Here is a 21,809-nt window from a genome sequence, read left to right on the forward strand (position 1 = left end):
CGCAGCAGACATGGATAGCGTTTAATTATTTAATTCACGGACAAAAGCTTTCACTACGCCTGCTCCACCCCGACAGTGATAATCGACCACGCCGCATCCCAACGGTTGCGGACGCGTACTGGCCACCCGCCTGACCGCACGCATCTCCCGGCCAGACGCAACGGCACGTATCCGCGCCACGTCGAACGCATCAAGGATATCGCTGCCGCGCATGGAATCGCTTTCAGGCCTGCTTGCCTCCCAACCGGAGATTGCGCTCTTCCTGGCGCTCGCGGTCGGCCATGCGATTGGCGCGATCCGGTTCGGGCCATTCCAGCTCGGCGGCATCTGCGGCACGCTGATCGCCGCGCTAGTGATCGGGCAAAGCGGTGCGCGCCTGGATAACGACGTCAAGAATGTAGCCTTCGCGGTATTCATCTTTGCGCTCGGCTTCACGGGTGGGCCGCAGTTCTTCGCCAATGTCGGGCGCGAGTGGCGGATCGGATTGCTGTCGCTCGTGGAAGCCTTCGTCCTGCTGGCACTGCTTGCAATCGCCGTGCCGTTGCTGAGCCTGGACCAGGGGACGGCCGCCGGCCTGCTCGCCGGCGCCGCGACCGAATCGGCCGTGATCGGCACCGCATCCGAAGCGATTTCCCGGCTCGGCATCTCGTCCGAGCAGGTGCGCGTGCTGCAGACCAATATCGTCACGGCGTACAGCGTGACGTATCTGTTCGGCCTGATCTCGATCGTGCTGTTCACGAGCCAGCTTGCGCCGTGGCTGCTGCGCGTGAACCTGCGCAAATCCGCGGAAGAGTTGTGGCAGAAGCTTGGCGGCGAGAACGACATGGGCGAGGGCCAGAGCAGCGCGCTGCCGCTGCTGGTCGGCCGCGTGCTGCGCGTGGAGCGCGTCGCGGGCAAGACGGTGCTGGAAGCGGAGCAACTGGTCGCGCTCGGCGTCACGATCCGTCGCGTGCGGCGCGACGGCGAGACCTTCCGCCCATCACCAGCCGAATTGTTGCGTGCCGGCGATGTGGTGCTCGCAGTCGGCCGGCGCGACGCGATGGTGGCCTTTGCCGGCTACGTCGGCACTGAGTTGCCCGAAGAACCCGGCATGGAAGCCGTGCAGAGCGAGCAGGACGTGCTGCTCACGCGGCGTGAAGTCCGCGGACTGACGCTGGCCCGGCTGCGCCAGATGGCTGACGTCGGCATGGGCCGCGGCGTGTATATCCAGCGCATCTCGCGCATGCAGCATCGCGTCCCCACGCTGCCGGAAACGGTGCTCGAGCGTGGTGATGTATTGACACTGAGCGGTCCACAGGAAGCCGTGCAGCGTGTGGTGCCGGAACTCGGCTACGCGGTCACGCCGACCATCAAGACGGATTTCGTGTTCCTGGGCATTGGCGTGCTGCTGGGCATGCTGATCGGCGCGTTCAGCGTCAAGCTCGGCCAGGCCGATCTCACGCTGGGCACCGGCGGCGGCTGCCTGGTGTCGGGCCTGATATTCGGCTGGCTGCGCGCGCGCATGCCGCTATTCGGCTCACTGCCCGCTTCCGCGGCCGAGATCCTGAAGGACTTCGGCCTCGCCACGTTCATTGCCGCAGTCGGCCTGTCCGCCGGGCCCGATGCCATCAAGCTCATTCGCGAATACGGTCTGATCCTGCCGGTGGCGGGCATCCTGGTCTCGGTGGTGCCGGCAGCGATCTCGCTGTTCATCGGTCACCGCTGGCTGAAGCTGGACACGCCGATCCTGCTCGGCGCGGTGGCGGGCCAGCACTGCAGCACGCCGACGATCATGGCGCTGACCAGCGCGGCCGGCAACGGCACCCCCGTGATCGGCTACACGATCACCTATGCAATTTCCAATGTCCTGCTTCCGCTGCTGGGGCCAATTTCCGTGGCCATGGCGGGTGCCCTGGCGAGGCACTGATGCCCCGCGTCTGAGAACACGTTTCACCAACCGGGCAGCACATTCGGCCCTGCAGTCTCAACCCGCTCCCATCGCATCAGGAGGCCCTCATGGAATGGTTGCATGACATTTTCCAGAAATCGCCGGAATCAGCGCTATTCCTGTCGCTGGCCGTCGGCTACGCCATTGGCAAGATTACGTTCGGGCGCTTCCAGCTCGGTGGCGTGGCCGGCTCGCTGCTGGCCGCGGTGCTGATCAGCCAGGTCGGCGTCCAGATCGACAATGGCGTAAAGGCGGTGATGTTCGCTGTCTTCATCTACGCGGTCGGCTATGAAAGCGGCCCGCAGTTCTTCAACTCGCTGAACCGCAGCTCGCTGCGCGAGATCGCCATGGCAGTGTTCATGGCGGTATGCGGCCTGGTCACGGTGGTGGTGCTGGCGAAGATCTTTGATCTCGACAAGGGCATTGCCGCTGGCCTTGCCGCTGGCGGCATGACCCAGTCGGCCATCATTGGTACAGCGGGCGACGCGATCACCAAGCTCGGGCTGCCGCCGGACCAGGTGAAGCAGCTACAGGCGAACGTTGCGATTGGCTACGCCGTGACTTATGTGTTTGGGTCTCTCGGCGCGATCATCGTCTGCGTGAACATCCTGCCGCGCTTCATGAAGGCGGACCTGAAGGAAGACGCCAAGAAGATGGAAGCGCAGTTGCACGGCGGGCTGCCGCAGTTCGGCCCGGGACAGCGCGGTGCGCTGCCGCGCCTCGTGGGCCGGCTCTTTCGTGTGGGCGGCGCTGCAGGCAAGACCGTTTCGCAGATCGAGATCGGCGGCGAGGATCTCGTCACGGTGGAGAAGATCCAGCGCGGCGGCAAGGCGCTCGAGGTCAAGCAGGACATCGTGCTCAAGGACGGAGACCTGGTGCTGCTGGTCGGCCGCCGCGATGCCATGGTGCCCACGGCCGCACTGATCGGCGAGGAAGTCGCCGACGCGGAAGGCATGGGCGTCGTCATGCAGACGCGCAAGGTAGTGTTCACCGCCAAGGGCATGAACAACAAGACGGTGGCGGAGATCGTCGAGATGGTGGGGCGTGATATGCGCCATGGCGTCTATATCGAGCACATCGAGCGCTACGATCACCCGCTGCCGCTGCTGCCCGAACTGAAGCTGCAGCATGGCGACGTCATCACGCTGTATGGCACGCCCGCCGATACCAAGCGCGCAGTCGAAATGGCCGGCTATGAGCTGGTGCCCACCGAGAAGACGGACTTCGTCTACTTCGGTGCCGGTGTGCTGGTGGGCCTGCTGATCGGCCTGCTGGTATGGCGCATCGGCTCGATCCCGCTGACGCTCGGTTCCGGCGGCGGTGCGCTGCTCTCCGGCCTGGTGTTCGGCTGGGCCCGGTCCAAGCACAAGATGTTCGGCGCGATGCCGACTGCCGCGTGCCAGCTGCTGAAGGACTTCGGGCTCGCTGCGTTCGTGGCCATCGTCGGCATCAACTCGGGTCTGCAGGCTGCTACCACGTTGAAGCAGCAAGGCCTGACCATCTTCATCCTCGGTGCCGTGGTCACGCTGCTGCCGCTGTTCCTGACCATGTTCTTCGGCCGCTACGTGCTCAAGTACGACAACGCCGCGCTGCTCGCCGGCGCGCTGTCCGGGTCGCGCAGCGCGAACCCCGCCTTCGGCGGCATTCTCGACAAGGCCGAGAGCCCGGTGCCGACCGTGCCCTTCGCCATCACCTACGCCATCGCCAACGTGCTGCTGACGCTGCTCGGCCCGCTGGTGGTGGGCCTCGTCTAGCGGCCGTCCGCTTCATCGTCCTTCCTGCTGCGCGGGCCGCCCTTCCCTCCCGGCCCGCCAGCGCCAACCCGACAAGCGTCTTAACAGGAGCAAGTCATGACCAAACCGGATATGTCCAAGCTGGCGAGCCTCTCGCCGTTCGAACTGAAGGATGAACTGATCAAGCTTGCCAGCAGCGATGCGGACCGCCTGATGCTGAACGCGGGCCGCGGCAACCCCAACTTCCTCGCGACGATTCCGCGCCACGGCTTCTGGCAGCTCGGCCTGTTCGCCATGCGCGAATCTGAGCGTTCGTTCTCGTATATGCCCGAAGGCGTAGGCGGCTTCCCGCGCCGCGAGGGCATCGAGGAACGCTTCGACCTGTTCGCGCGAGAGTATGCGGACGTGCCGGGCGTGTCCTTCCTGGCCGGCGCCGTTTCGTATGTGCGCGATCAGCTCGGCCTGAGCGCCGGCGATTTCCTCTATGAAATGTGCGAAGGCATCCTGGCCTGCAACTACCCGGTGCCGGACCGCATGCTGAAGCTGTCCGAGGTCATCGTCGGCCAGTACATCCGCAAGGAGATGATCGGCAGCCATCCGTTCATCGGCGAGTTCGACCTGTTCGCGGTCGAAGGCGGCACCGCGGCAATGACGTACCTGTTCAACTCGATCCGCGAGAACCACCTGCTCAAGGCCGGCGATACCATTGCGCTGGGCATGCCGATCTTTACGCCGTACATCGAGATTCCGGAGCTCAACGACTTCAAGCTGGTCGAACTCTCGATCGACGCTGACCCCAACGAGCGCTGGCAGTACTCGAACAAGGAACTCGACAAGCTGCGCGACCCCAAGGTCAAGGCCTTCTTCCTCGTCAATCCGAGCAACCCGCCGTCGGTGCGCATGAGCGATGAAAGCCTCGAGTACCTGGCGTCGATCATCGAGGAACGTCCGGACCTGATCATCCTGACCGACGATGTGTATGGCACCTTCGCCGACAACTTCGTCTCGCTGTTTGCGATGTGCCCGAAGAACACCATCCTGGTGTACTCGTTCTCGAAGTACTTCGGCGCGACCGGCTGGCGCCTGGGCGTGATCGCCACGCACCGCGACAACGTCTTCGACGAAAAGATCGCCGCGTTGCCCGACGCCGCGCGCAAGGAACTGCACGAGCGCTATACGTCGATCACCACCGAGCCGGACAAGCTCAAGTTCATCGACCGCCTGGTGGCCGACAGCCGCACGGTGGCGCTGAACCACACGGCCGGCCTGTCCACGCCGCAGCAGGTGCAGATGGTGCTGTTCTCGCTGTTCTCGCTGATGGACACGCCGGACAGCTACAAGGCCGCGATGAAGCGCCTGATCCGCAGCCGCAAGGCGGCGCTGTACCGCGAGATCGGCATCGCGCCGGAGGCGGATGACCCGAATGCCGTCGACTACTACACCCTGCTCGATATCGAGGCGCTGGGTGGCAAGGCAATAGGGCCGGACTTCGTCAAGTGGGTGCTGTCGTCGGTGGAACCGAACGAGCTGCTGTTCCACCTTGCCGAGGATGCCGGCGTGGTACTGCTGCCAGGCCGGGGCTTCGGCACGCGCCATCCGTCGGGCCGCGTATCGCTGGCCAACCTCAATGAATCGGACTACGCAAAGATCGGCCGCTCGATCCGCAAGCTGTTCGAGGAATACGTGGACAAGTACAACGCGGCAACCGGCAACAAGGCCAACAAACACGTGGTGAAGAAGTAAGCGCAACGTGCCCGGCACTGTGGTGCCGGGCACGTCGCCGGCTGCATGCGGTTGGCTGCATGCAGCCGGCTCTGGTATGGTCGTGGGCGATTCCAGTGACCTCCGCCGCCATACCCGAGCCCCGGCATGCCGCTTCCACCGTTCCTGTCCTCGCTGCCCGACCCCGCCCTGTGGTGGGGCCCGCTGTTCACGGTGACCGAATGGGCGATCCGCCTCACGATGCTGGTCTACGTGCCGCAGCGCCGCGCGCCGGCGGCCGCGCGCACGTGGCTGCTGCTGGTGTTCTTCGTGCCCTGGCTGGGCCTGCTGCTCTATGCGCTGTTCGGACGCATCTACTACCCGAAATCGCGCAGCCTCAAGCTTGCCCGCATCAACAAGGGAATCGAGCAGCTGCGCGAGCGCATCAGCCATGAACTGCCGCAGGACCCGCTGCCCGACGCACTATGCCGGACCGGCGCCAGCCTCATTGAACGCGTTGGCTCCTTTGCGCCGGTGCGCGGCAACACGGTCACGCTGATGGACCACTACGGCGACGTCATCGCCGCAATGGTGGCCGACATCGACGCCGCGCAGCAGTCGGTGCACATCCTGATGTACATCTACGCGGCCGACGCCACCGGCCGCACGGTGACCGACGCCGTGCTGCGCGCGGCGCGCCGCGGCGTACGCTGCAGCGTACTGCTCGACGCGCTGGGCGCACGCGCCAGCCTGAAGGCCTATACGGACGAACTGCGCGAGGCCGGCGTGCAGGTGGTGCCGGTATTGCCAATGGGGTCGCTGTCGGCAGTGCTCAAGGGCAAGAGTGCGCGCTTCGACCTGCGCAATCACCGCAAGATCGTCGTGCTGGATGGCAGCGTCGGCTACATCGGCTCGCAGAACATCGTCGATGCCGAATCGATGCCGGGGCTCCCCAATGAAGAACTGGTGGCACGCGTGACCGGTCCGGTGGTATCGCAACTGCAGGCGGTGTTCCTCGCGGACCGCTACCTCGAAACCGGCGACAAGGATCTCGGCGCGGCCGATTTCCCGCCGCTGGCGCCGGACGGGCCGTGCATCGCGCAGATGCTGCCGAGCGGGCCGGGCTACGGTACGCAGAATGCGCAGATGGTGCTGGTCTCATTGATCCACAACGCCGTGCGCCGCGTGGTCATCACCACGCCCTACTTCGTGCCCGACGAATCGTTCCTGCAGGCGCTGCTCGTGGCTTGCTATCGCGGAGTGGAAGTGCACCTCGTGCTGTCCCAGCGTATCGACCAGCGCTTCACGCAGGCCGCGCAGGAGGCGTATTTCGGCGTGCTGCTGGAGTCTGGCGTGAAGATCCACCTGTACCGGCCGGCATTCCTGCATGCCAAGCATGTGACCATCGACGACACGGTGGCGATGGTCGGTTCGACGAACATGGATATCCGCTCGTTCGCGCTCAATGCGGAATCGGCGCTGGTGATTTATGACAGGGATGTGGTGGCGAAGATGGTGCGCATTCAGCAGCGCTATCTGGCTGCAAGCGATACCGTGGTGCGCGAGAAATGGGCCGCGCGGCCGTTGCGCACGCGGACCTGGCAGAACCTTTGCCGGCTGGCGGATTCGTTGCTGTGATGGCGAGGGCTGCGGCAAGCGCTGGCCCTCTCCACGAAGTTCGGCTTAACGCCCTTCCACAAACCCCAGCACCGCCACCAGCATCTGCTTGAGCGACGGCTGCAGCGCCGAGGACTTCGCCTCGTCATACGCGAACGGATAGGACTCGCTCATATACGCCGATTGCGCGAGTTCGAGCTGCACGGCATGCACGCCGTCGCGCGGCTGCCCGTAGTTGCGCGTGATATAGCCACCCTTGAAGCGGCCATTCAGCACCGCAGTGTGGCCCGGGATGCCCTGTGCAATCTCCAGCAACTCGTCGGCCAGCCCTTGATCGCAGCTATCGCCATTGGCCGTGCCGAGGTTGAAGTCGGGCAGCTTGCCTTCGAAGAAGCGCGGCAGCATCGAGCGGATCGAGTGCGCATCCCACAGTGCCACGGTGCCATGCTGCTGGCGCAGGCGAGCGAGTTCCTCGGCCAGCGCGCCATGGTACGGCCGCCATACGGCGTCACGCCGCGCGCCGATCTCGGCATCGTCAGGGCCCACGCCGTTTGCGTATAGCGGCGTCTTGTCGAAGGTGTCGACCGGGCACAGGCCCGTGGTGTCCTGGCCCGGATAGAGATTGGCGTTATCGGGCGGACGGTTCAGGTCCACCACGTAGCGCGAATGCGTGGCCGCCAGTACGGACGCGCCAAGCTCGCGCGCGAAGTCGTAGAGGCGTTCCAGGTGCCAGTCGGTATCGGGCACGGTGCGTGCCTCGGCGGTCAGCCGCTGCGACACGGTCGCAGGAAGGTAGGTGCCAACGTGCGGCATCGATACCAGCAGCGGCCGGGTGCCGCGATGCAGGGTGAAAGCGGGAGTGTCTGTAGAAAAGGACATGGTCTGTGCAATGCAGGGCAGCGCGCCGCACCAGGCGGCGGCTGCCGGTTTCAGTCGCCCAGCAGGCTCGCGCGCGCCGCCACGAACAGCCGGCCAGCTTCCGCCTGCAGCGGATGCGCACCATGCTGCACGCGGCAACGGCCGGCAGTGCGGACTTCCGCTAGTGTCTCATGACCGTGATTGGCAAAGACGTGCGTGGCCAGCGCCTGGGCACCGTCGAGCCCCGCCAGCGCCGGGTGCGAACCGTCGAGCACAACGAAATCGGCCTGCTGGTCCGCTGCGAGCCCGGCTACTGCGCGGCCCGTTGCACGCGCACCACCAGCTACCGCTTCGAGGTAGAGACGATCCGCGACCTGCATATGCGATTCCGAGGCCAGCACATTGCGCTGCTGCAGGGCCAGCCGCTGGCCGTACTCGAACATGCGCAGTTCTTCGGCCACGCTCACGCTCGCATGGCTGTCCGAGCCGATGCCCCAGACGCCGTGCTGGGCCAGGTACGGCGCGGCTTCGAACACGCCGTCGCCCAGGTTCGCCTCGGTGGTCGGACAGATGCCGGCCACCGCGCCGCTGTGCGCGAGACGCCTTCGTTCATCCCAGTCCATATGCGTGGCATGCACAAGGCACCAGCGCGCATCGACCTCGGCATGGTCGAGCAGCCATTCGACGGGCCGGATGCCGGTCTGCGCGATGCAGTCGTCCACCTCGCGCTGCTGCTCGGCAATGTGGATGTGCACGGGAGCGGTGGCGTCCATCGCATGCAGGCCAGCCAGCACGTGCGTCAGGCTCTGTTGCGGCACCGCGCGCAGCGAATGCGGAGCCAGGCCCAGGCGCGCCCCGTGCTGCGCGCACGCCGGCGCCAGGCGTTCGAGCAGCCTGAGCATTGCGTCGGTGTCATGCAGGAAACGGCGCTGCTCCGCCACCGCCGGCTTGTCGCCGAAGCCGGCCGTCTGGTACAGCACAGGCAGCAGTGTCATGCCGATGCCGACGCGTTCGGCCGCGCGCAGCAGGCGCAGCGACATCTCGGCGGCGTCTGCGTAGGGCTTGCCGTCGATGTCGTGGTGCACGTAGTGGAACTCGCATACGCTGGTGTAGCCCGCGCGCAGCATCTCGATGTAGAGCTGCGTGGCGATGGCCTCCAGCGTGTCCGGCGACAAGCGTAGCGCGAAGCGGTACATCAGCGTGCGCCAGCTCCAGAACGAGTCTGCGCCGGCGGGATCGCCGCCCTGCGTCACGCTGCGGTATTCCGTCAGGCCGGCAAAGCCGCGCTGGAACGCGTGCGAATGGAGATTCGGCATGCCGGGCAGCACGGGGCCGGCAGCGCGCGGCACATCGGCACTGGCCGATGCGCCCGCCTGCACCGTAGTCAGGCGGCCTGCTGTGTCCCATGCCAGCAGCACGTCGCGCGCCCAGCCCGTGGGCAGCAGCGCGTGGGGTGCAAGAATGCGTGCTTCGTTCATGCGCTCATGCCCTCCCGCCGTGCTGCGACGGCGCTGGATGAATGCGTCCCTGCCGCACGACCACCGCGGCAGGGTTGCGGCCGAACCAGTAAGCCAGTTCCGCCGGTGACTCGACGCGCCACAGCACGAAATCCGCCGTGCGTCCGACTGCGAGCTTTCCATGCCGGTCCGCTGCGCCGAGCGCGCGCGCCGCGTGCGTGGTCACGCCGGCGAGCGCCTCAGGCACCGTCAGGCGGAACAGCGTGCAGGCCATGTTCATCATCAGCAGCAGCGATGTGACCGGCGAGGTACCCGGATTGTGATCCGTCGAGATCGCCATCGGCACGCCATGCTGGCGTAGCAGCGCGATCGGCGGCAGGTTCGTGTCACGCAGGAAATAATAGGCGCCCGGCAGCAGCACTGCCACCGTACCCGCGGCGGCCATGGCAGCGGCGCCGGCTTCGTCCAGATGTTCGAGATGATCCGCCGACAGCGCATGGTGGCGCGCGGCCAGCGCAGCGCCGCCGAGGTTGCTCAGTTGCTCGGCATGCAGCTTGACGCGCAAGCCATGGCGCGCGGCGGCTTCGAACACGCGCTCGGTCTGCGCGAGCGAGAAGCCGACCGATTCGCAGAACGCATCGACCGCATCGACCAGTCCTTCTTCGGCCAGTGCCGGCAGCATCGTGTTGCAGACGAGGTCGATGTAATCGTCGGCGCGGCCCGCGTATTCGGGCGGCAAGGCATGCGCGCCGAGGAAGGTCGTATGCACCGACACGCCGAACGCTTCGCCAAGACGGCGCGCGACACGCAACTGGCGGCGTTCGGCTTCGAGTTCGAGGCCATAGCCCGACTTGATTTCGATGGCCGTCACGCCTTCCGCCAGCAGCGGCGCAAGGCGCGCAGCGGCCTGTGCAAACAGCGTGTCTTCGTCGGCCGCGCGCGTGGCGCGTACCGATGACACGATGCCGCCGCCGGCGCGCGCGATTTCCTCGTAGCTGGCGCCTGCAAGGCGCATCGCGAACTCATCCGCACGCTGGCCGCCGTAGACAAGGTGCGTATGACAATCGACCAGTCCCGGCGTCACCCATGCTCCGCCCGCATCGTGGCGCGGCAGGCTGCGATAGTCCGCGGGCAATTCCGCTTCGGCGCCAAGCCACGCGATGCGGCCCTGTTCGACAACCAGCGCTGCGTCGCGCACGGCATGGTCGGGATCGGCATCGGGCAGCAAGTGGCAACGATGCCAGACGCCGTCGGCGGATTGAATGTCGGGGCGTCCCGAAGCGAGGGGCGCGTTCATTGGTCAGTCTCCGTTTCCAGCGTGATGCACAGGCACAGTGAATCGTCTTCGAGCGGTGCGAGCGCATGGAATGCCGCGGTCACGCCGGTCGGGTACCAGACGCCTTCATTGGCGAGCAGCGGTTCCATCTGGCTCGCACCGGGATCACGCCACGCGCCGCGCAGCACGAACAGCGCCACGGCATCCTCGCCCGAGTTGAAGGAGAAGCCGTGCCGCATGGCATGCACGTTCGCGCGGCAAACGCCGCGGCGCGCCATCACGTTGAAGTCTCGCGTGGCACCGGCAATCAGCGTGGCGTCGACGGCCACGTCGCCCGAAAATGCGAACGGCTCGCCGACAGCGTCAAGGCGGTGGTCAAAGCTGCCATCGGCAGCGCGCAACTGCACACCTGCGCCGTCAAGCAGCACGATCTGCCGGTCGATTCCCGCAAACGCGGAAAACGGCCCGTCCGCCGCGATATCGGCGATGCTGATGCGCCAGGCAAAGTCGTCGAGTCCGGCATCGGGTGGCCACAGCGCGACTTCGCGCGTAGTGCCGCCGCCGTTCTTCCACGGCGTCGGTTCCATCGAGTCAAGTGCGAAGCGGGTCATGAGCGGTTCACCATCGGCAGGTTGAGGCCCTTCTCGTGCGCGCATTCGATGGCAAGGTCGTACCCCGCATCGGCATGACGCATCACGCCGGTGGCCGGGTCATTCCACAGCACGCGTTCGATGCGCTTCGCGGCGGCGTCGGTGCCATCGCAGACGATCACCACTCCCGAATGCTGAGAGAAACCCATGCCGACGCCGCCACCGTGGTGCAGGCTGACCCACGTCGCGCCGCCGGCGGTGTTCAGCAACGCGTTGAGCAGCGGCCAGTCGGACACGGCATCGGAGCCGTCGCGCATGGACTCGGTTTCCCGGTTCGGCGAAGCGACCGAGCCGCAGTCGAGGTGGTCACGGCCGATCACGACGGGCGCCTTCAGTTCGCCCGACTTCACCATCTCGTTGAACGCGAGACCCGCGCGATGACGCTCGTCCAGCCCCACCCAGCAGATGCGCGCGGGCAAACCCTGGAACGCGATGCGGTCGTGCGCCATGTCGAGCCAGCGATGCAGGTGCTTGTCCTCGGGGAACAGCTCCTTCATCTTGGCGTCGGTCTTGTAGATGTCCTCGGGATCGCCCGACAGCGCGACCCAGCGGAACGGACCCTTGCCGCGGCAGAACAGCGGGCGGATATACGCCGGCACGAAGCCCGGGAAATCGAACGCATTCTTCACGCCCTCGTCGAACGCGACCTGGCGGATGTTGTTGCCATAGTCGACGGTCGGCACGCCCATCTGCTGGAAGGCAAGCATCGCCTGCACATGCTTGACGATGGACGGACGCGCGGCGGCCTCCACCGACTTGGGATCGTGCTGGCGCGCGTGTTCCCACTGGTCGACGGTCCAGCCTTGCGGCAGGTAGCCGTTGACGAGGTCGTGTGCCGAGGTCTGGTCGGTGACGATATCCGGGCGCATGCCACCGGCCTGCGCGCGCTTCACCAGCTCGGGCACGATATCGGCGGCATTGCCGAGCAGCCCGACAGAGATGGCTTCCTTCTTCTGCGTGGCTTCGGCGATCATCGCCAGCGCTTCATCGAGCGTGGTGGCTTTCTTGTCGACGTAGCGCGTGCGCAGGCGGAAATCGATGCGCGACTCCTGACATTCGATCGCGAGCACGCATGCGCCGGCCAACACGCCAGCCAGCGTCTGCGCGCCGCCCATGCCGCCCAGGCCCGCCGTCAGGATCCACTTGCCCGACAGGTCGCCGTTGTAATGCTGGCGGCCCGCTTCGACGAAGGTCTCGTACGTGCCCTGCACGATGCCCTGCGTGCCGATGTAGATCCACGAACCCGCGGTCATCTGGCCGTACATCATCAGGCCGGCACGGTCGAGTTCGTTGAACTTGTCCCAGTTGGCCCAGTGCGGCACAAGGTTGGAGTTGGCGATCAGCACGCGCGGTGCATCGGCATGCGTGCGGAACACGCCCACCGGCTTGCCGGACTGTACGAGCAGCGACTCGTCCTCGCCGAGTCGGCGCAGGCTGTCAAGGATGGCGTCGAAGCATTCCCAGTTGCGCGCGGCCTTGCCGATGCCACCGTAGACCACCAGGTCCTGCGGGCGCTCGGCAACATCCGGGTCCAGGTTGTTCTGGATCATGCGGTAGGCCGCTTCGATCAGCCAGTTCTTGCAGTGCAGCTCGGTGCCGCGCGGCGCGCGGATTTCGCGCTGGCCGCGCTGAAGGAATTGGGATTCGTGGGCGTTCATGGGGAATCTCTCCTCGCTCAGGCGTTCTTGGTATTCGTCGGCAGGATGTCGCGGACGGCAGCAGGCCAACCTGCCCCCGCATCGCCCTGTACCACCCACTGCTTCATCGCTTCGATATCCGGCGCCAGGTAGCGGTCGGCCTCAACGAACGCTACGCGCGCACGGATGCGGGCCAGTTCCTGCTCCACCAGCGGCGACGACTTCAGCGGGCGATGGAATTCGATGCCCTGCGCGGCGGCCATCGCTTCAATGCCGACCACCACCGCGGTATTGGCCGCCATATCGCCAAGGCGGCGTGCGCCGTATGTGGCCATCGACACATGGTCTTCCTGGTTGGCCGACGTCGGCAGGCTGTCCACGCTCGACGGATGCGCGAGCGACTTGTTTTCCGATGCGAGCGCCGCCGCGGTGACCTGCGCAATCATGAAGCCGGAATTCAGGCCACCATCGCGCACGAGGAACGGGGGCAGACCGGACAGGCCCGTGTCCAGCAGCAGCGCGAGGCGGCGCTCGGAAATCGCCCCGATCTCGGCAATCGCCAGCGCGATGATGTCGGCGGCGAACGCGACCGGCTCGGCGTGGAAATTGCCGCCGGAGATCACATCGCCCTGCTCCGGGAACACGAGCGGATTGTCCGAGGCGGCATTCGCTTCGATGCGCAGGATGCGCGCGGCGTGCTGCAGGTTGTCGAGACAAGCGCCCATCACCTGCGGCTGGCAACGGATCGAGTACGGGTCCTGCACGCGGCCGCAGGCCTTGTGCGAATCGACGATCTCGCTGCCGTCGAGCATCGCGCGCGCCGCGCCGGCCACGGCGATCTGGCCAGCCTGACCGCGCGCTTCATGGATGCGCGCATCGAACGGCTTGACCGAGCCCTTGATGGCTTCAAGCGACAGCGCGCCGGCCACCAGACCGGCAGCAAAGGTATCTTCGGCGGCGAACAGGCCGGCCAGCGCCAGCGCCGTGGAAACCTGCGTGCCGTTGAGCAGCGCCAGGCCTTCCTTCGGGCCGAGTTCGAACGCCGACAGGCCGGCGTGTGCAAGGCCTTCGGCAGCCGGCACGCGGCGGCCATCGACGATCACATCGCCCACGCCGATCAGCGTGCAAGACATATGCGCCAGCGGCGCCAGGTCGCCCGAGGCACCCACCGAGCCCTTGGCCGGGATGCACGGCGTGACGCCGTGGTTGGCCAGCGCGAGCAGCGCTTCGATGATCTCGGGACGCACGCCCGAATGGCCGCGCGCGAGGCTCACCGCCTTGATCGCCAGGATCACGCGGACCACGTCTTCGGCCAGGTCCGGGCCGGTGCCGACGCTGTGCGACAGCACCAGGTTGCGCTGGAGCGTCGCCAGCTTGTCGTTCGGAATGCGTGTCTGCGCCAGCTTGCCGAAGCCGGTGTTGATGCCGTAGACCACGGCATCGGCCTCGATGATGTCCTGCACAGTGGCCTGTGCGGCACGTACGCCGGCCCAGGCCGAGTCGGCCATCTCCAGGCGCACTTCGCCGCGATAGATACGGCGCAGGTCGGCCAAGGTGACCTGGCCCGGATTCAGGGTCAGCAGCGGGCGGGAGGCTTGGTTGGTTTGGCTGGCGCTCATGAGTGTTTCCTGTCTTGTATGTTCCTGTCTATACAGCTTAGAACAAAATTTGGGTGAGATGGATGACTTCTGTCGGAAATCAGCCGAAAGCGGGATTGCCGTCGGCGCGGAAGCGACTGCCGAGGCGGTATCGGTTGCCCGGGTGCAGGCAACGCACAAAGGTCACGGGCACGCCGTTGGTCCACGTGCGGCGTGTCAGCATCAGGCAAGGTTGCGTCGGCGGCATTTCCAGCTGCGCGGCCTGTTCGGGCGTTGCGGAGATGGCGTCGACCACGTGCTCGACCTGGTCGTAGGGCACATTGCGCAGCAGGTACTCGCCGGGCTTGATGGCGCTGAAGTCCTGGGTGATGAAATCGGGTGCCACGCGCGGATTGACGTAGCGGTCTTCGAGCTGCACGGGCACGCCGTCCTCGCGGTGCACGCAGACGGAGTGGAAGACCGACTCGCCCGTGCGCAACTCCAGCGCCGCGGCCACTTCGATCGACGCGGCCACGCGCTCGACCAGGATCACGTCGCAGGCATAGTCATGCCCGCGCATACGGATCTCGTCCTGCAGGTTGACCACGCTGAGCAGCGTGGACTGCGGCTTGTGCTCGGCCACGAAGGTACCCACGCCGGCCACGCGCACCACCCTGCCCTGCTCGGACAGTTCGCGCAGCGCGCGGTTGACAGTCATGCGCGACACGCCGAAGCGGGTCACCAGTTCCTGCTCCGACGGCACCCGGTCGCCCGGTTGCCACGCGCCGCTCTGGATCTGGCGGGCGATGTACTCCTTCACCTGCTGGTAGAGCGCGGTGGGAGAGGAAGCGGGACTGGCGTTGCCGACGGCGTGGTTCATGGCGTTCAGTGCTCGGCCGCGGCCATGGCCTCGGCGCGGATCTCCTCGGTCAGCCGCGCCTTGAGCGCGGAAAACTCCGGCGACGTCTTGATCGTGTAATGGCGCGGATGCGGAAAATCGACCGCAATCTCGCTCTTGATCCGACCCGGCCTGGCGGAAAACACCGCCACCCGGTTGGCCATGAAGATGGCCTCGTCGATATCGTGGGTCACGAATAATACCGTCTTGCGCGAAGCCTCCCAGATGCCGAGCAGCAATTCCTGCATCAGCACGCGGGTCTGGTTGTCGAGCGCGCCGAACGGCTCGTCGAGCAGCAGGATCTTCGGGTCATTGGCCAGCGCGCGCGCAATCGCGGTGCGCTGCTGCATGCCGCCCGAGAGCTGCTTCGGGTAGTGATGCTCGAAGCCGCGCAAACCCACGCGCTGGATAAAGAAGTCGCTGCGCTCGCGTTGCTCGGCCTCGCTCATGCCGCGCTCGCGCAGGCCGAAGCGCACGTTCTGCTCGATCGTGAGCCACGGGAACAGCGTGTAGGACTGGAACACCATGCCGCGGTCGGCGCCCGGGCCGGATACCGGCTGGCCGTCGAGCAGCACGGTGCCGCCGGTCGGCGTGTCGAGGCCAGCGACAATGCGCAGCAGCGTGGATTTGCCGCAGCCCGACGGGCCGAGGATGGTGACGAAGTCGTTGTCACGCACTTCGAAATCGACCGGCAACAGCGCCTGGGTCTGGCCGCCGCGCGGGTTGGTGAAGGTGCGCGAGACCTGCTGGATGGACAGTGCGCTCATCAGATCGAACTCCACGGGAACAGGCGCTGGTTGGCCTGCTTGAAGACGAGGTCGGACACCAGCCCGATGCAGCCGATGACGATGATGCCGAAGATGATCTGCCCGGTGTTCAGCAGCGCCTGGCTGTCGGTAATCATGTGGCCGATGCCAGAGGACGAGCCGATCAGCTCGGCGACGATCACATAGGTCCACGCCCAGCCGAGCACCAGCCGCAGGATCTCTGCGATCTCGGGCGCAGCGCCGGGAATCAGCACGCGCTTGACGATGCCACGGCTGTTGGCGCCGAGCGTATAGGCGGCTTCCACGAGATCCTTGCGCGCGCCGCCCACGGCGACCGCCACCATCAGCACGATCTGGAAGAACGAGCCGATGAAGATCACCAGCAGCTTCTGCGTTTCGCCGATGCCGGCCCACAGGATCAGCAGCGGAATGAAGGCCGAGGCCGGCAGGTAGCGGCAGAACGAGACGAACGGCTCGAAGAACGCCTCGGCCGCCTTGTACGCGCCCATCAGGATGCCAAGCGGCACCGCGAGCACCGCCGCCAGCACGAAGCCGCCGAGCACGCGCCACACGGTCATGCCGATATCGCCGATGAAGTTGTACTGCGTGAACAGCGTGAGCCCTTCGCGCGCCATGGTCGCCGGATCGGCCAGGAACGTGCGCGGCACGAAGCCGCCCAGCGTCACCACGGCCCACACTGCGAAGAACAGCACGAAGAAGGACAGCCCCAGCACCCAGCGCGCGCGTGGCGACACCGGCACCAGCGGCGACAGCCACGGATGCCGGCGACGCGCCGGCCCTGCCTTGGCGGCCATGGCCACCGGCGCGGGGGAACTCACTTGAACTTGCGCCATGACATCAACTCCTGCTTACTTCAGGAAACGCGCGTCGTAGAGCGTGGTCACGTCGGGCACCTGGCGGATCACGCCGATGTCGAGCAGCACGCCGGCGGCTTCCTTGCTGAAGCTGGCCAGCTCGCCCGAGAAGAACTTGCGGTTGGCCTCGCGGTCCTGCCAGCGCAGGTAGGCCGACGACTTGGCGAACTGCTCGCCGGTCTGCTTGACCGCGGCGCCCATAATCTCGTTCGACTTTTCGGGCTCCTTGCGGATCATCTCGATCGCTTCGAAATAGCTGTCGACCAGCGCCTGCGCGGCCTTGGGATTGTCCTTGAGCCACTTGGGCGCGCAGCCGAGCGTGTCGGTCACCATCGGGTAGTCGAGCGTGGTGGCCAGGATCTTGCCCTTGTCCGGGTTCTGGCGAACAGTCGACAGGTACGGCTCGTACGTCATGGCGCCGTCGTTCTGACCGGCCACAAAGGCCTGCGCGGCCGCCTGCGGCGACAGCGTGGTGACCTTCACGTCCTTAAGCGTCATGCCGTTCTTCTTCAGCATCCAGGCCAGCCCGAAATACGGCGCGGTACCCGGCGCATCGACGCCGATGGTCTTGCCCTTCAGGTCGGCAAAGCTCTTCACGTCGGCGCGCACGGCCAGGCCGTCGGCACCGTAGGACTTGTCGAGTTGCACGATCTGCGTGATCGGCACGCCGTTGGCGTTCCAGGCGACATGCGTTTCCACGGTCGTCGCGGCGCATTGGATCGCGCCCGAAGCCAGTGCCAGATGGCGGTCCTTCTGCGGAATCATCTTGATGTCCACGTCGAGACCGTGCTTCTTGAAGATTCCTGCCTTGTCGGCCAGCGTCAGCGGCGCGAAGCCGGTCCAGCCGCTCATGCCGAGCGTGACCTGCGTGGTCTGGGCATGGGCAGCGCCGGCCATGGCAACCGCTGCCAACAGCGACACGCGGGCCATGCGCATGGCGGCCTGACCTGCAATCCGGCTCTGAATCCTCATTGGTAAGCTCCTTTGGTTTGTCCGTCAGCGGCAGCGCCATGCTTGTGGCAGTGCTCGGTTCCGGAGATTTTACAATCCTGTATATACAAGTCAATGTAGTAGTTGCCCGAGGCAATGAAGCGCTACGAGCGCCATATCAGGCGCTTTTTTGGCAAATGCGCGGCCGGACGCACAGTCGGACAGCGACTGGCGCGCGGGCAACTTGCCCCGCACCGGTGCAAAAAACCGATTGCTGTATAGACAGGAAGCGACGAGTCGTCAGGAACGCAAGCGCCGTGCCTGAAACGGCACGGCGCAACGCACGCCCGGATCAGGCGTCAAAGAAGGAAGCGACGGTCGGATAGCGCAGCCGCAGGCGCAGCTCGCGTTTAAGGCGCCGGTTGTCGAGGCGGCGCGATTCGCTCATGAAACTGAGCAGCGTGGGATCGATCACTTCGCGGGCCTGCTGGCGCGTGATCCGCGGCGGACGGGGCAGGCCACGGCGGTCGGCAACCAGGTCGAAGTAATCGGCCATGCGCAGCTCGGTGTCGTCGCTGGCGTGGACAATGCGCTGGGCCCGGCCGCGGAACAGCGCGGCGACCATGGTGCGGGCGAGGTCGTCGGCGTGGATGTGGCTGGTGTAGACGTCGTCCTGTGGCGCCAGGGCCGGCGTGCCGCGCTTGAGCCGCGCCACCGGCAGGCGATCTTCGGCGTAGATGCCGGGGATTCGCACGATGCTGGTACGCCAGCCGCCACTACGGCCGAACTTGCGCACGGCACGCTCGGCCGCGACGCGGCGGCGCGCGCGGGCCGTTTCGGGGCGTACGCGCGCGAATTCCGCCACCCGCGCACCAGCCCGGTCGCCGTAGACGCCCGAAGTGCTGGCATAGACAAAGGCCGGCCGGGTGCCTTGCCGGTCGGGTAGAATGACGGGCTCGCCGGCATGCGCCCGGCTGCGGCGCCACGCGGTGCGGCGCAGGGTGGCTAGCAAGGCGCGTGTGCGCGGATCGCCCTCGCCCGTTCCGGGCGGCGGCGCCAGATCCAGCACGCGGCTGGCCAGCCCGCGCAGGCGCGCAAGCGTGGCTGGCCGGTCGAGGTCCGCGACGAGCGGCACCGCGCCGGCCGCACGCAGTTCCGCGCGGCGCGCCGGCTGCGACGTCACGGCAAAAATACGCATGCGCGCCGACAGGATACGCAGGCAGCGCGTCCCCACATCCCCGCACCCCACGATCAACAGGCGCGGGCGGCCCAGACGAACGGCTGGGCGCGGACGGCGCGCTGGCTGCAGCTTCGTAAGAATTTGGCTCATAGATCGATTATGGCTTATCAAGTAACCGTCATGCCCAGCGGCCACAAGTTTGAAGTGGCCGACGATGAAACCATCCTGGGCGCCGCCCTGCGCCACAGCATCGGCCTGCCCTACGGCTGCAAGAACGGTGCATGCGGCTCGTGCAAGGGCCGCGTGCTGGAAGGCTCGATCGTACAGGGCGATCATGCCCCGGCCGCGCTGACCGCACAGGAAAAAACCGAAGGCCGCGCGCTGTTCTGCTGCGCGAACGCCAGCTCGGACATCACCATCGAATGCCGCGAGGTGCACGGCGCCGGCGACATCCCGATCAAGAAGGTGCCGTGCCGCGTCACCTCGCTGGAACGCCTGGCCGACGACGTCATCGCCATCAAGCTGCAGCTGCCCGCCACCGAGCGCATGCAGTACCTGGCCGGCCAGTACGTGGAATTCCTGCTGCGCGACGGCAAGCGCCGCAGCTACTCGATCGCCACGCCGCCGCATGAAGACGGCCCGATCGAACTGCATATCCGCCACATGCCGGGCGGCGCGTTCACCGACTACGTGTTCGGCGCCAAGGAAGGCGCGCCGGCCATGAAGGAACGCGACATCCTGCGCTTCGAAGGCCCGCTGGGCAGCTTCTTCCTGCGCGAGGAATCCGAGGCGCCGATGATCCTGCTGGCCTCCGGCACGGGCTTCGCGCCGATCAAGGCGATCGTCGAACACGCGGCCTACACCGGCATCACGCGCCCCATGACGCTGTACTGGGGCGGCCGCCGGCCGAAGGACCTGTACATGCACGCGCTGTGCGAGCAGTGGGCGCGCGACCTGCCGAACTTCAAGTACGTGCCGGTGATCTCCGACGCGCTGCCGGAAGACAACTGGAACGGCCGCACCGGCTTTGTCCACCAGGCCGTGATCGCCGATCATCCCGACCTGTCGGGCCACGAGGTCTATGCCTGCGGCGCGCCGGTGATGATCAACGCTGCCCGTGGCGATTTCACGAAGCAGTGCAAGCTGCATGAGGACGCGTTCTTCGCCGACTCGTTCACGTCCGAGGCCGATATGCACCCGGCCGGCTCGGCACCGGCGGCCTGAGGCGCGCCCCGCCAGCCGTTCCGTCAGCACAACAATGCCCGGGATTGCCAAAATTCGTTTTGACACCCGGGCGCATGCGCCTTATATTTGCCCGCATGCACATGACCTTCAACCGACGCCGCAGCTTCCGTACGTCGCTCCCCGCTGGGGTGCCACGCGGCTGACCGTCGACTGCGTCTGTTCATGTCAACGAGCCACGGGCAACCCCCGTGGCTTTTTGTTTTTGTTCCGGTTCCCAATCCCGTCCGTCCATCGTTTAAAGCCGACCCCTGGAGTCCGCCATGGCATTTGCTGAGTATCCCGTTCAATCGCTGATGTACATCACCAACCGGCCCGAACTCGTGTTCACCGAAGGCAAGGGCTCCTGGCTGACGGATCACAACGGCAAGCGATACCTGGACTTCGTGCAAGGCTGGGCAGTGAACTGCCTCGGTCACTCCAACCAGGGCATGGCCGACGCCGTGATCGCGCAGGCCGGCAAGCTGATCAACCCGAGCCCCGCGTTCTACAACGCGCCGATGATCAAGCTGGCCAAGCAGCTCACCGACAACAGCTGCTTCGACAAGGTCTTCTTCGCCAACAGCGGCGCCGAAGCCAACGAAGGTGCGATCAAGCTCGCGCGCAAATGGGGCCGCAAGCACAAGAACGGCGCGTTCGAGATCATCACCATGGACCATAGCTTCCATGGCCGCACGCTCGCCACCATGAGCGCGTCGGGCAAGGCCGGCTGGGACACCATCTTCGCGCCGCAGGTGCCGGGCTTCCCGAAGGCCGACCTGAACGACCTGGCCTCGGTCGAAAAGCTGATCACCGACAAGACCGTCGGCATCATGCTGGAGCCGGTGCAGGGCGAAGGCGGCGTGATCCCCGCCACGCGCGAGTTCATGCAGGGCCTGCGCGCGCTGGCCGACAAGCACAAGCTGCTGCTGATCGTCGATGAAGTGCAGACCGGTTGCGGCCGCTGCGGCACGCTGTTCGCTTACGAACTGTCGGGCGTGGAGCCGGACATCATGACGCTGGGCAAGGGCATCGGCGGCGGCGTGCCGCTGTCGGCGCTGCTGTGCAAGGGCGAAGTGGCCAGCTTCGAGGCCGGCGACCAGGGCGGCACCTATAACGGCAACCCGCTGATGACCGCAGTGGGCAGCGCCGTGATCGAGCAGCTGACCGCACCGGGCTTCCTCGACGATGTGAAGGCCAAGGGTGAGTACCTGAAGGAGCAACTGCTGGTGCTGAGCAGCGAATTTGGCCTGGCCGGCGAACGCGGAGAAGGCCTGCTGCGCGCACTGCAACTTGGCAAGGACATCGGCCCGCAACTGGTCGAGGAAGCGCGCGATATGGGACCGGAAGGCCTGCTGCTGAACGCTCCGCGCGCCAACCTGCTGCGCTTCATGCCGGCACTGAACGTGACGCGCGAAGAGATCGACCAGATGATCGGCATGCTGCGTACGCTGCTGAAGAAGCTGGCCTGAGCGGCAGACGCAACTGGCCGTGAACGGCCCCTC

17 protein-coding genes are annotated in these 21,809 nt (G+C 66.1%); 6 read left to right on the forward strand and 11 right to left on the reverse strand.

The genetic code is table 11. From position 1 onward, the window contains the following. Positions 1-211: 211 nt before the first annotated feature. The 4 genes from aspT (KHO41_RS06055) (at position 212) to cls (ending at position 6,999) form a co-directional block, all read left to right on the forward strand. Positions 212-1,906: an aspartate-alanine antiporter gene (gene aspT / locus KHO41_RS06055; protein ID WP_211952401.1), complete on the forward strand. Its 1,695-nt coding sequence runs from the start codon at positions 212-214 to the stop codon at positions 1,904-1,906. 89 nt (positions 1,907-1,995) lie between these two features. Next, positions 1,996-3,681, forward strand: coding sequence for an aspartate-alanine antiporter (gene aspT, locus KHO41_RS06060; protein WP_211952402.1), 1,686 nt, complete (start codon positions 1,996-1,998; stop codon positions 3,679-3,681). Positions 3,682-3,777: 96 nt separating this feature from the next. Beyond that, positions 3,778-5,403, forward strand: coding sequence for a bifunctional aspartate transaminase/aspartate 4-decarboxylase (locus KHO41_RS06065; protein WP_211952403.1), 1,626 nt, complete (start codon positions 3,778-3,780; stop codon positions 5,401-5,403). A 126-nt stretch (positions 5,404-5,529) separates the two neighbouring features. Further along, the gene (cls, locus tag KHO41_RS06070; RefSeq protein WP_211952404.1) at positions 5,530-6,999 is read left to right on the forward strand and encodes a cardiolipin synthase; all 1,470 of its coding nucleotides are present in this window, start codon (positions 5,530-5,532) and stop codon (positions 6,997-6,999) included. A gap of 45 nt (positions 7,000-7,044) precedes the next feature. On the opposite strand, the gene hutG is transcribed toward cls, so the two are convergent. The 11 genes from hutG to KHO41_RS06125 all read right to left on the reverse strand — a co-directional run bounded on the left by hutG (position 7,045) and on the right by KHO41_RS06125 (position 19,233). Continuing rightward, positions 7,045-7,857, reverse strand: a complete 813-nt coding sequence (gene hutG, locus KHO41_RS06075; RefSeq protein WP_211952405.1) for an N-formylglutamate deformylase — start codon at positions 7,855-7,857, stop codon at positions 7,045-7,047. 50 nt (positions 7,858-7,907) lie between these two features. Beyond that, on the reverse strand, positions 7,908-9,314 hold the full coding sequence (locus KHO41_RS06080; protein ID WP_211952406.1) for a formimidoylglutamate deiminase: 1,407 nt from the start codon (positions 9,312-9,314) through the stop codon (positions 7,908-7,910). 4 nt (positions 9,315-9,318) lie between these two features. Continuing rightward, positions 9,319-10,590, reverse strand: a complete 1,272-nt coding sequence (gene hutI, locus KHO41_RS06085; protein WP_211952407.1) for an imidazolonepropionase — start codon at positions 10,588-10,590, stop codon at positions 9,319-9,321. Next, positions 10,587-11,180: a HutD/Ves family protein gene (locus tag KHO41_RS06090; protein ID WP_211952408.1), complete on the reverse strand. Its 594-nt coding sequence runs from the start codon at positions 11,178-11,180 to the stop codon at positions 10,587-10,589. The genes hutI and KHO41_RS06090 overlap by 4 nt, the downstream gene beginning before the upstream one ends. Continuing rightward, on the reverse strand, positions 11,177-12,877 hold the full coding sequence (hutU, locus tag KHO41_RS06095) for a urocanate hydratase (RefSeq protein WP_211952409.1): 1,701 nt from the start codon (positions 12,875-12,877) through the stop codon (positions 11,177-11,179). Before hutU ends, KHO41_RS06090 begins: the two co-directional genes overlap by 4 nt. A gap of 17 nt (positions 12,878-12,894) precedes the next feature. Continuing rightward, on the reverse strand, positions 12,895-14,475 hold the full coding sequence (gene hutH, locus KHO41_RS06100; protein WP_211952410.1) for a histidine ammonia-lyase: 1,581 nt from the start codon (positions 14,473-14,475) through the stop codon (positions 12,895-12,897). A gap of 79 nt (positions 14,476-14,554) precedes the next feature. Next, positions 14,555-15,313, reverse strand: coding sequence for a histidine utilization repressor (hutC, locus tag KHO41_RS06105; protein ID WP_211952411.1), 759 nt, complete (start codon positions 15,311-15,313; stop codon positions 14,555-14,557). A gap of 5 nt (positions 15,314-15,318) precedes the next feature. Then, positions 15,319-16,098, reverse strand: coding sequence for an ABC transporter ATP-binding protein (locus KHO41_RS06110; protein WP_211952412.1), 780 nt, complete (start codon positions 16,096-16,098; stop codon positions 15,319-15,321). Then, positions 16,098-16,952: an ABC transporter permease gene (locus KHO41_RS06115; protein ID WP_211952413.1), complete on the reverse strand. Its 855-nt coding sequence runs from the start codon at positions 16,950-16,952 to the stop codon at positions 16,098-16,100. Before KHO41_RS06115 ends, KHO41_RS06110 begins: the two co-directional genes overlap by 1 nt. 15 nt (positions 16,953-16,967) lie before the next feature. After that, positions 16,968-17,945, reverse strand: coding sequence for an ABC transporter substrate-binding protein (locus KHO41_RS06120; RefSeq protein WP_211952414.1), 978 nt, complete (start codon positions 17,943-17,945; stop codon positions 16,968-16,970). Positions 17,946-18,255: 310 nt separating this feature from the next. Beyond that, a complete protein-coding gene (locus KHO41_RS06125) occupies positions 18,256-19,233 on the reverse strand; it encodes an NAD-dependent epimerase/dehydratase family protein (protein ID WP_211952415.1) in 978 nt (325 codons plus the stop codon). Positions 19,234-19,242: 9 nt separating this feature from the next. On the opposite strand from KHO41_RS06125, the gene KHO41_RS06130 reads away from it, so the two are divergent. Continuing rightward, positions 19,243-20,307 (forward strand): CDP-6-deoxy-delta-3,4-glucoseen reductase, encoded by a 1,065-nt coding sequence (locus tag KHO41_RS06130; protein WP_211952416.1) that lies wholly within the window; start codon positions 19,243-19,245, stop codon positions 20,305-20,307. A 281-nt stretch (positions 20,308-20,588) separates the two neighbouring features. Then, the gene (locus tag KHO41_RS06135; RefSeq protein ID WP_211952417.1) at positions 20,589-21,776 is read left to right on the forward strand and encodes an acetylornithine transaminase; all 1,188 of its coding nucleotides are present in this window, start codon (positions 20,589-20,591) and stop codon (positions 21,774-21,776) included. Positions 21,777-21,809: the final 33 nt, after the last annotated feature.

The organism is Cupriavidus numazuensis (assembly GCF_905397435.1).
GTDB classification, from domain to species: Bacteria; Pseudomonadota; Gammaproteobacteria; order Burkholderiales; family Burkholderiaceae; genus Cupriavidus; species Cupriavidus numazuensis.

Coding starts and splice junctions, on each gene's coding strand:
- aspT (WP_211952401.1), top strand. CDS start 212: ATGGAATCGCTTTCAGGCCTGCTTGCCTCCCAACCGGAGATTGCGCTC.
- aspT (WP_211952402.1), top strand. CDS start 1,996: ATGGAATGGTTGCATGACATTTTCCAGAAATCGCCGGAATCAGCGCTA.
- KHO41_RS06065 (WP_211952403.1), top strand. CDS start 3,778: ATGACCAAACCGGATATGTCCAAGCTGGCGAGCCTCTCGCCGTTCGAA.
- cls (WP_211952404.1), top strand. CDS start 5,530: ATGCCGCTTCCACCGTTCCTGTCCTCGCTGCCCGACCCCGCCCTGTGG.
- hutG (WP_211952405.1), bottom strand. CDS start 7,857: ATGTCCTTTTCTACAGACACTCCCGCTTTCACCCTGCATCGCGGCACC.
- KHO41_RS06080 (WP_211952406.1), bottom strand. CDS start 9,314: ATGAACGAAGCACGCATTCTTGCACCCCACGCGCTGCTGCCCACGGGC.
- hutI (WP_211952407.1), bottom strand. CDS start 10,590: ATGAACGCGCCCCTCGCTTCGGGACGCCCCGACATTCAATCCGCCGAC.
- KHO41_RS06090 (WP_211952408.1), bottom strand. CDS start 11,180: ATGACCCGCTTCGCACTTGACTCGATGGAACCGACGCCGTGGAAGAAC.
- hutU (WP_211952409.1), bottom strand. CDS start 12,877: ATGAACGCCCACGAATCCCAATTCCTTCAGCGCGGCCAGCGCGAAATC.
- hutH (WP_211952410.1), bottom strand. CDS start 14,475: ATGAGCGCCAGCCAAACCAACCAAGCCTCCCGCCCGCTGCTGACCCTG.
- hutC (WP_211952411.1), bottom strand. CDS start 15,313: ATGAACCACGCCGTCGGCAACGCCAGTCCCGCTTCCTCTCCCACCGCG.
- KHO41_RS06110 (WP_211952412.1), bottom strand. CDS start 16,098: ATGAGCGCACTGTCCATCCAGCAGGTCTCGCGCACCTTCACCAACCCG.
- KHO41_RS06115 (WP_211952413.1), bottom strand. CDS start 16,952: ATGGCGCAAGTTCAAGTGAGTTCCCCCGCGCCGGTGGCCATGGCCGCC.
- KHO41_RS06120 (WP_211952414.1), bottom strand. CDS start 17,945: ATGAGGATTCAGAGCCGGATTGCAGGTCAGGCCGCCATGCGCATGGCC.
- KHO41_RS06125 (WP_211952415.1), bottom strand. CDS start 19,233: ATGAGCCAAATTCTTACGAAGCTGCAGCCAGCGCGCCGTCCGCGCCCA.
- KHO41_RS06130 (WP_211952416.1), top strand. CDS start 19,243: ATGGCTTATCAAGTAACCGTCATGCCCAGCGGCCACAAGTTTGAAGTG.
- KHO41_RS06135 (WP_211952417.1), top strand. CDS start 20,589: ATGGCATTTGCTGAGTATCCCGTTCAATCGCTGATGTACATCACCAAC.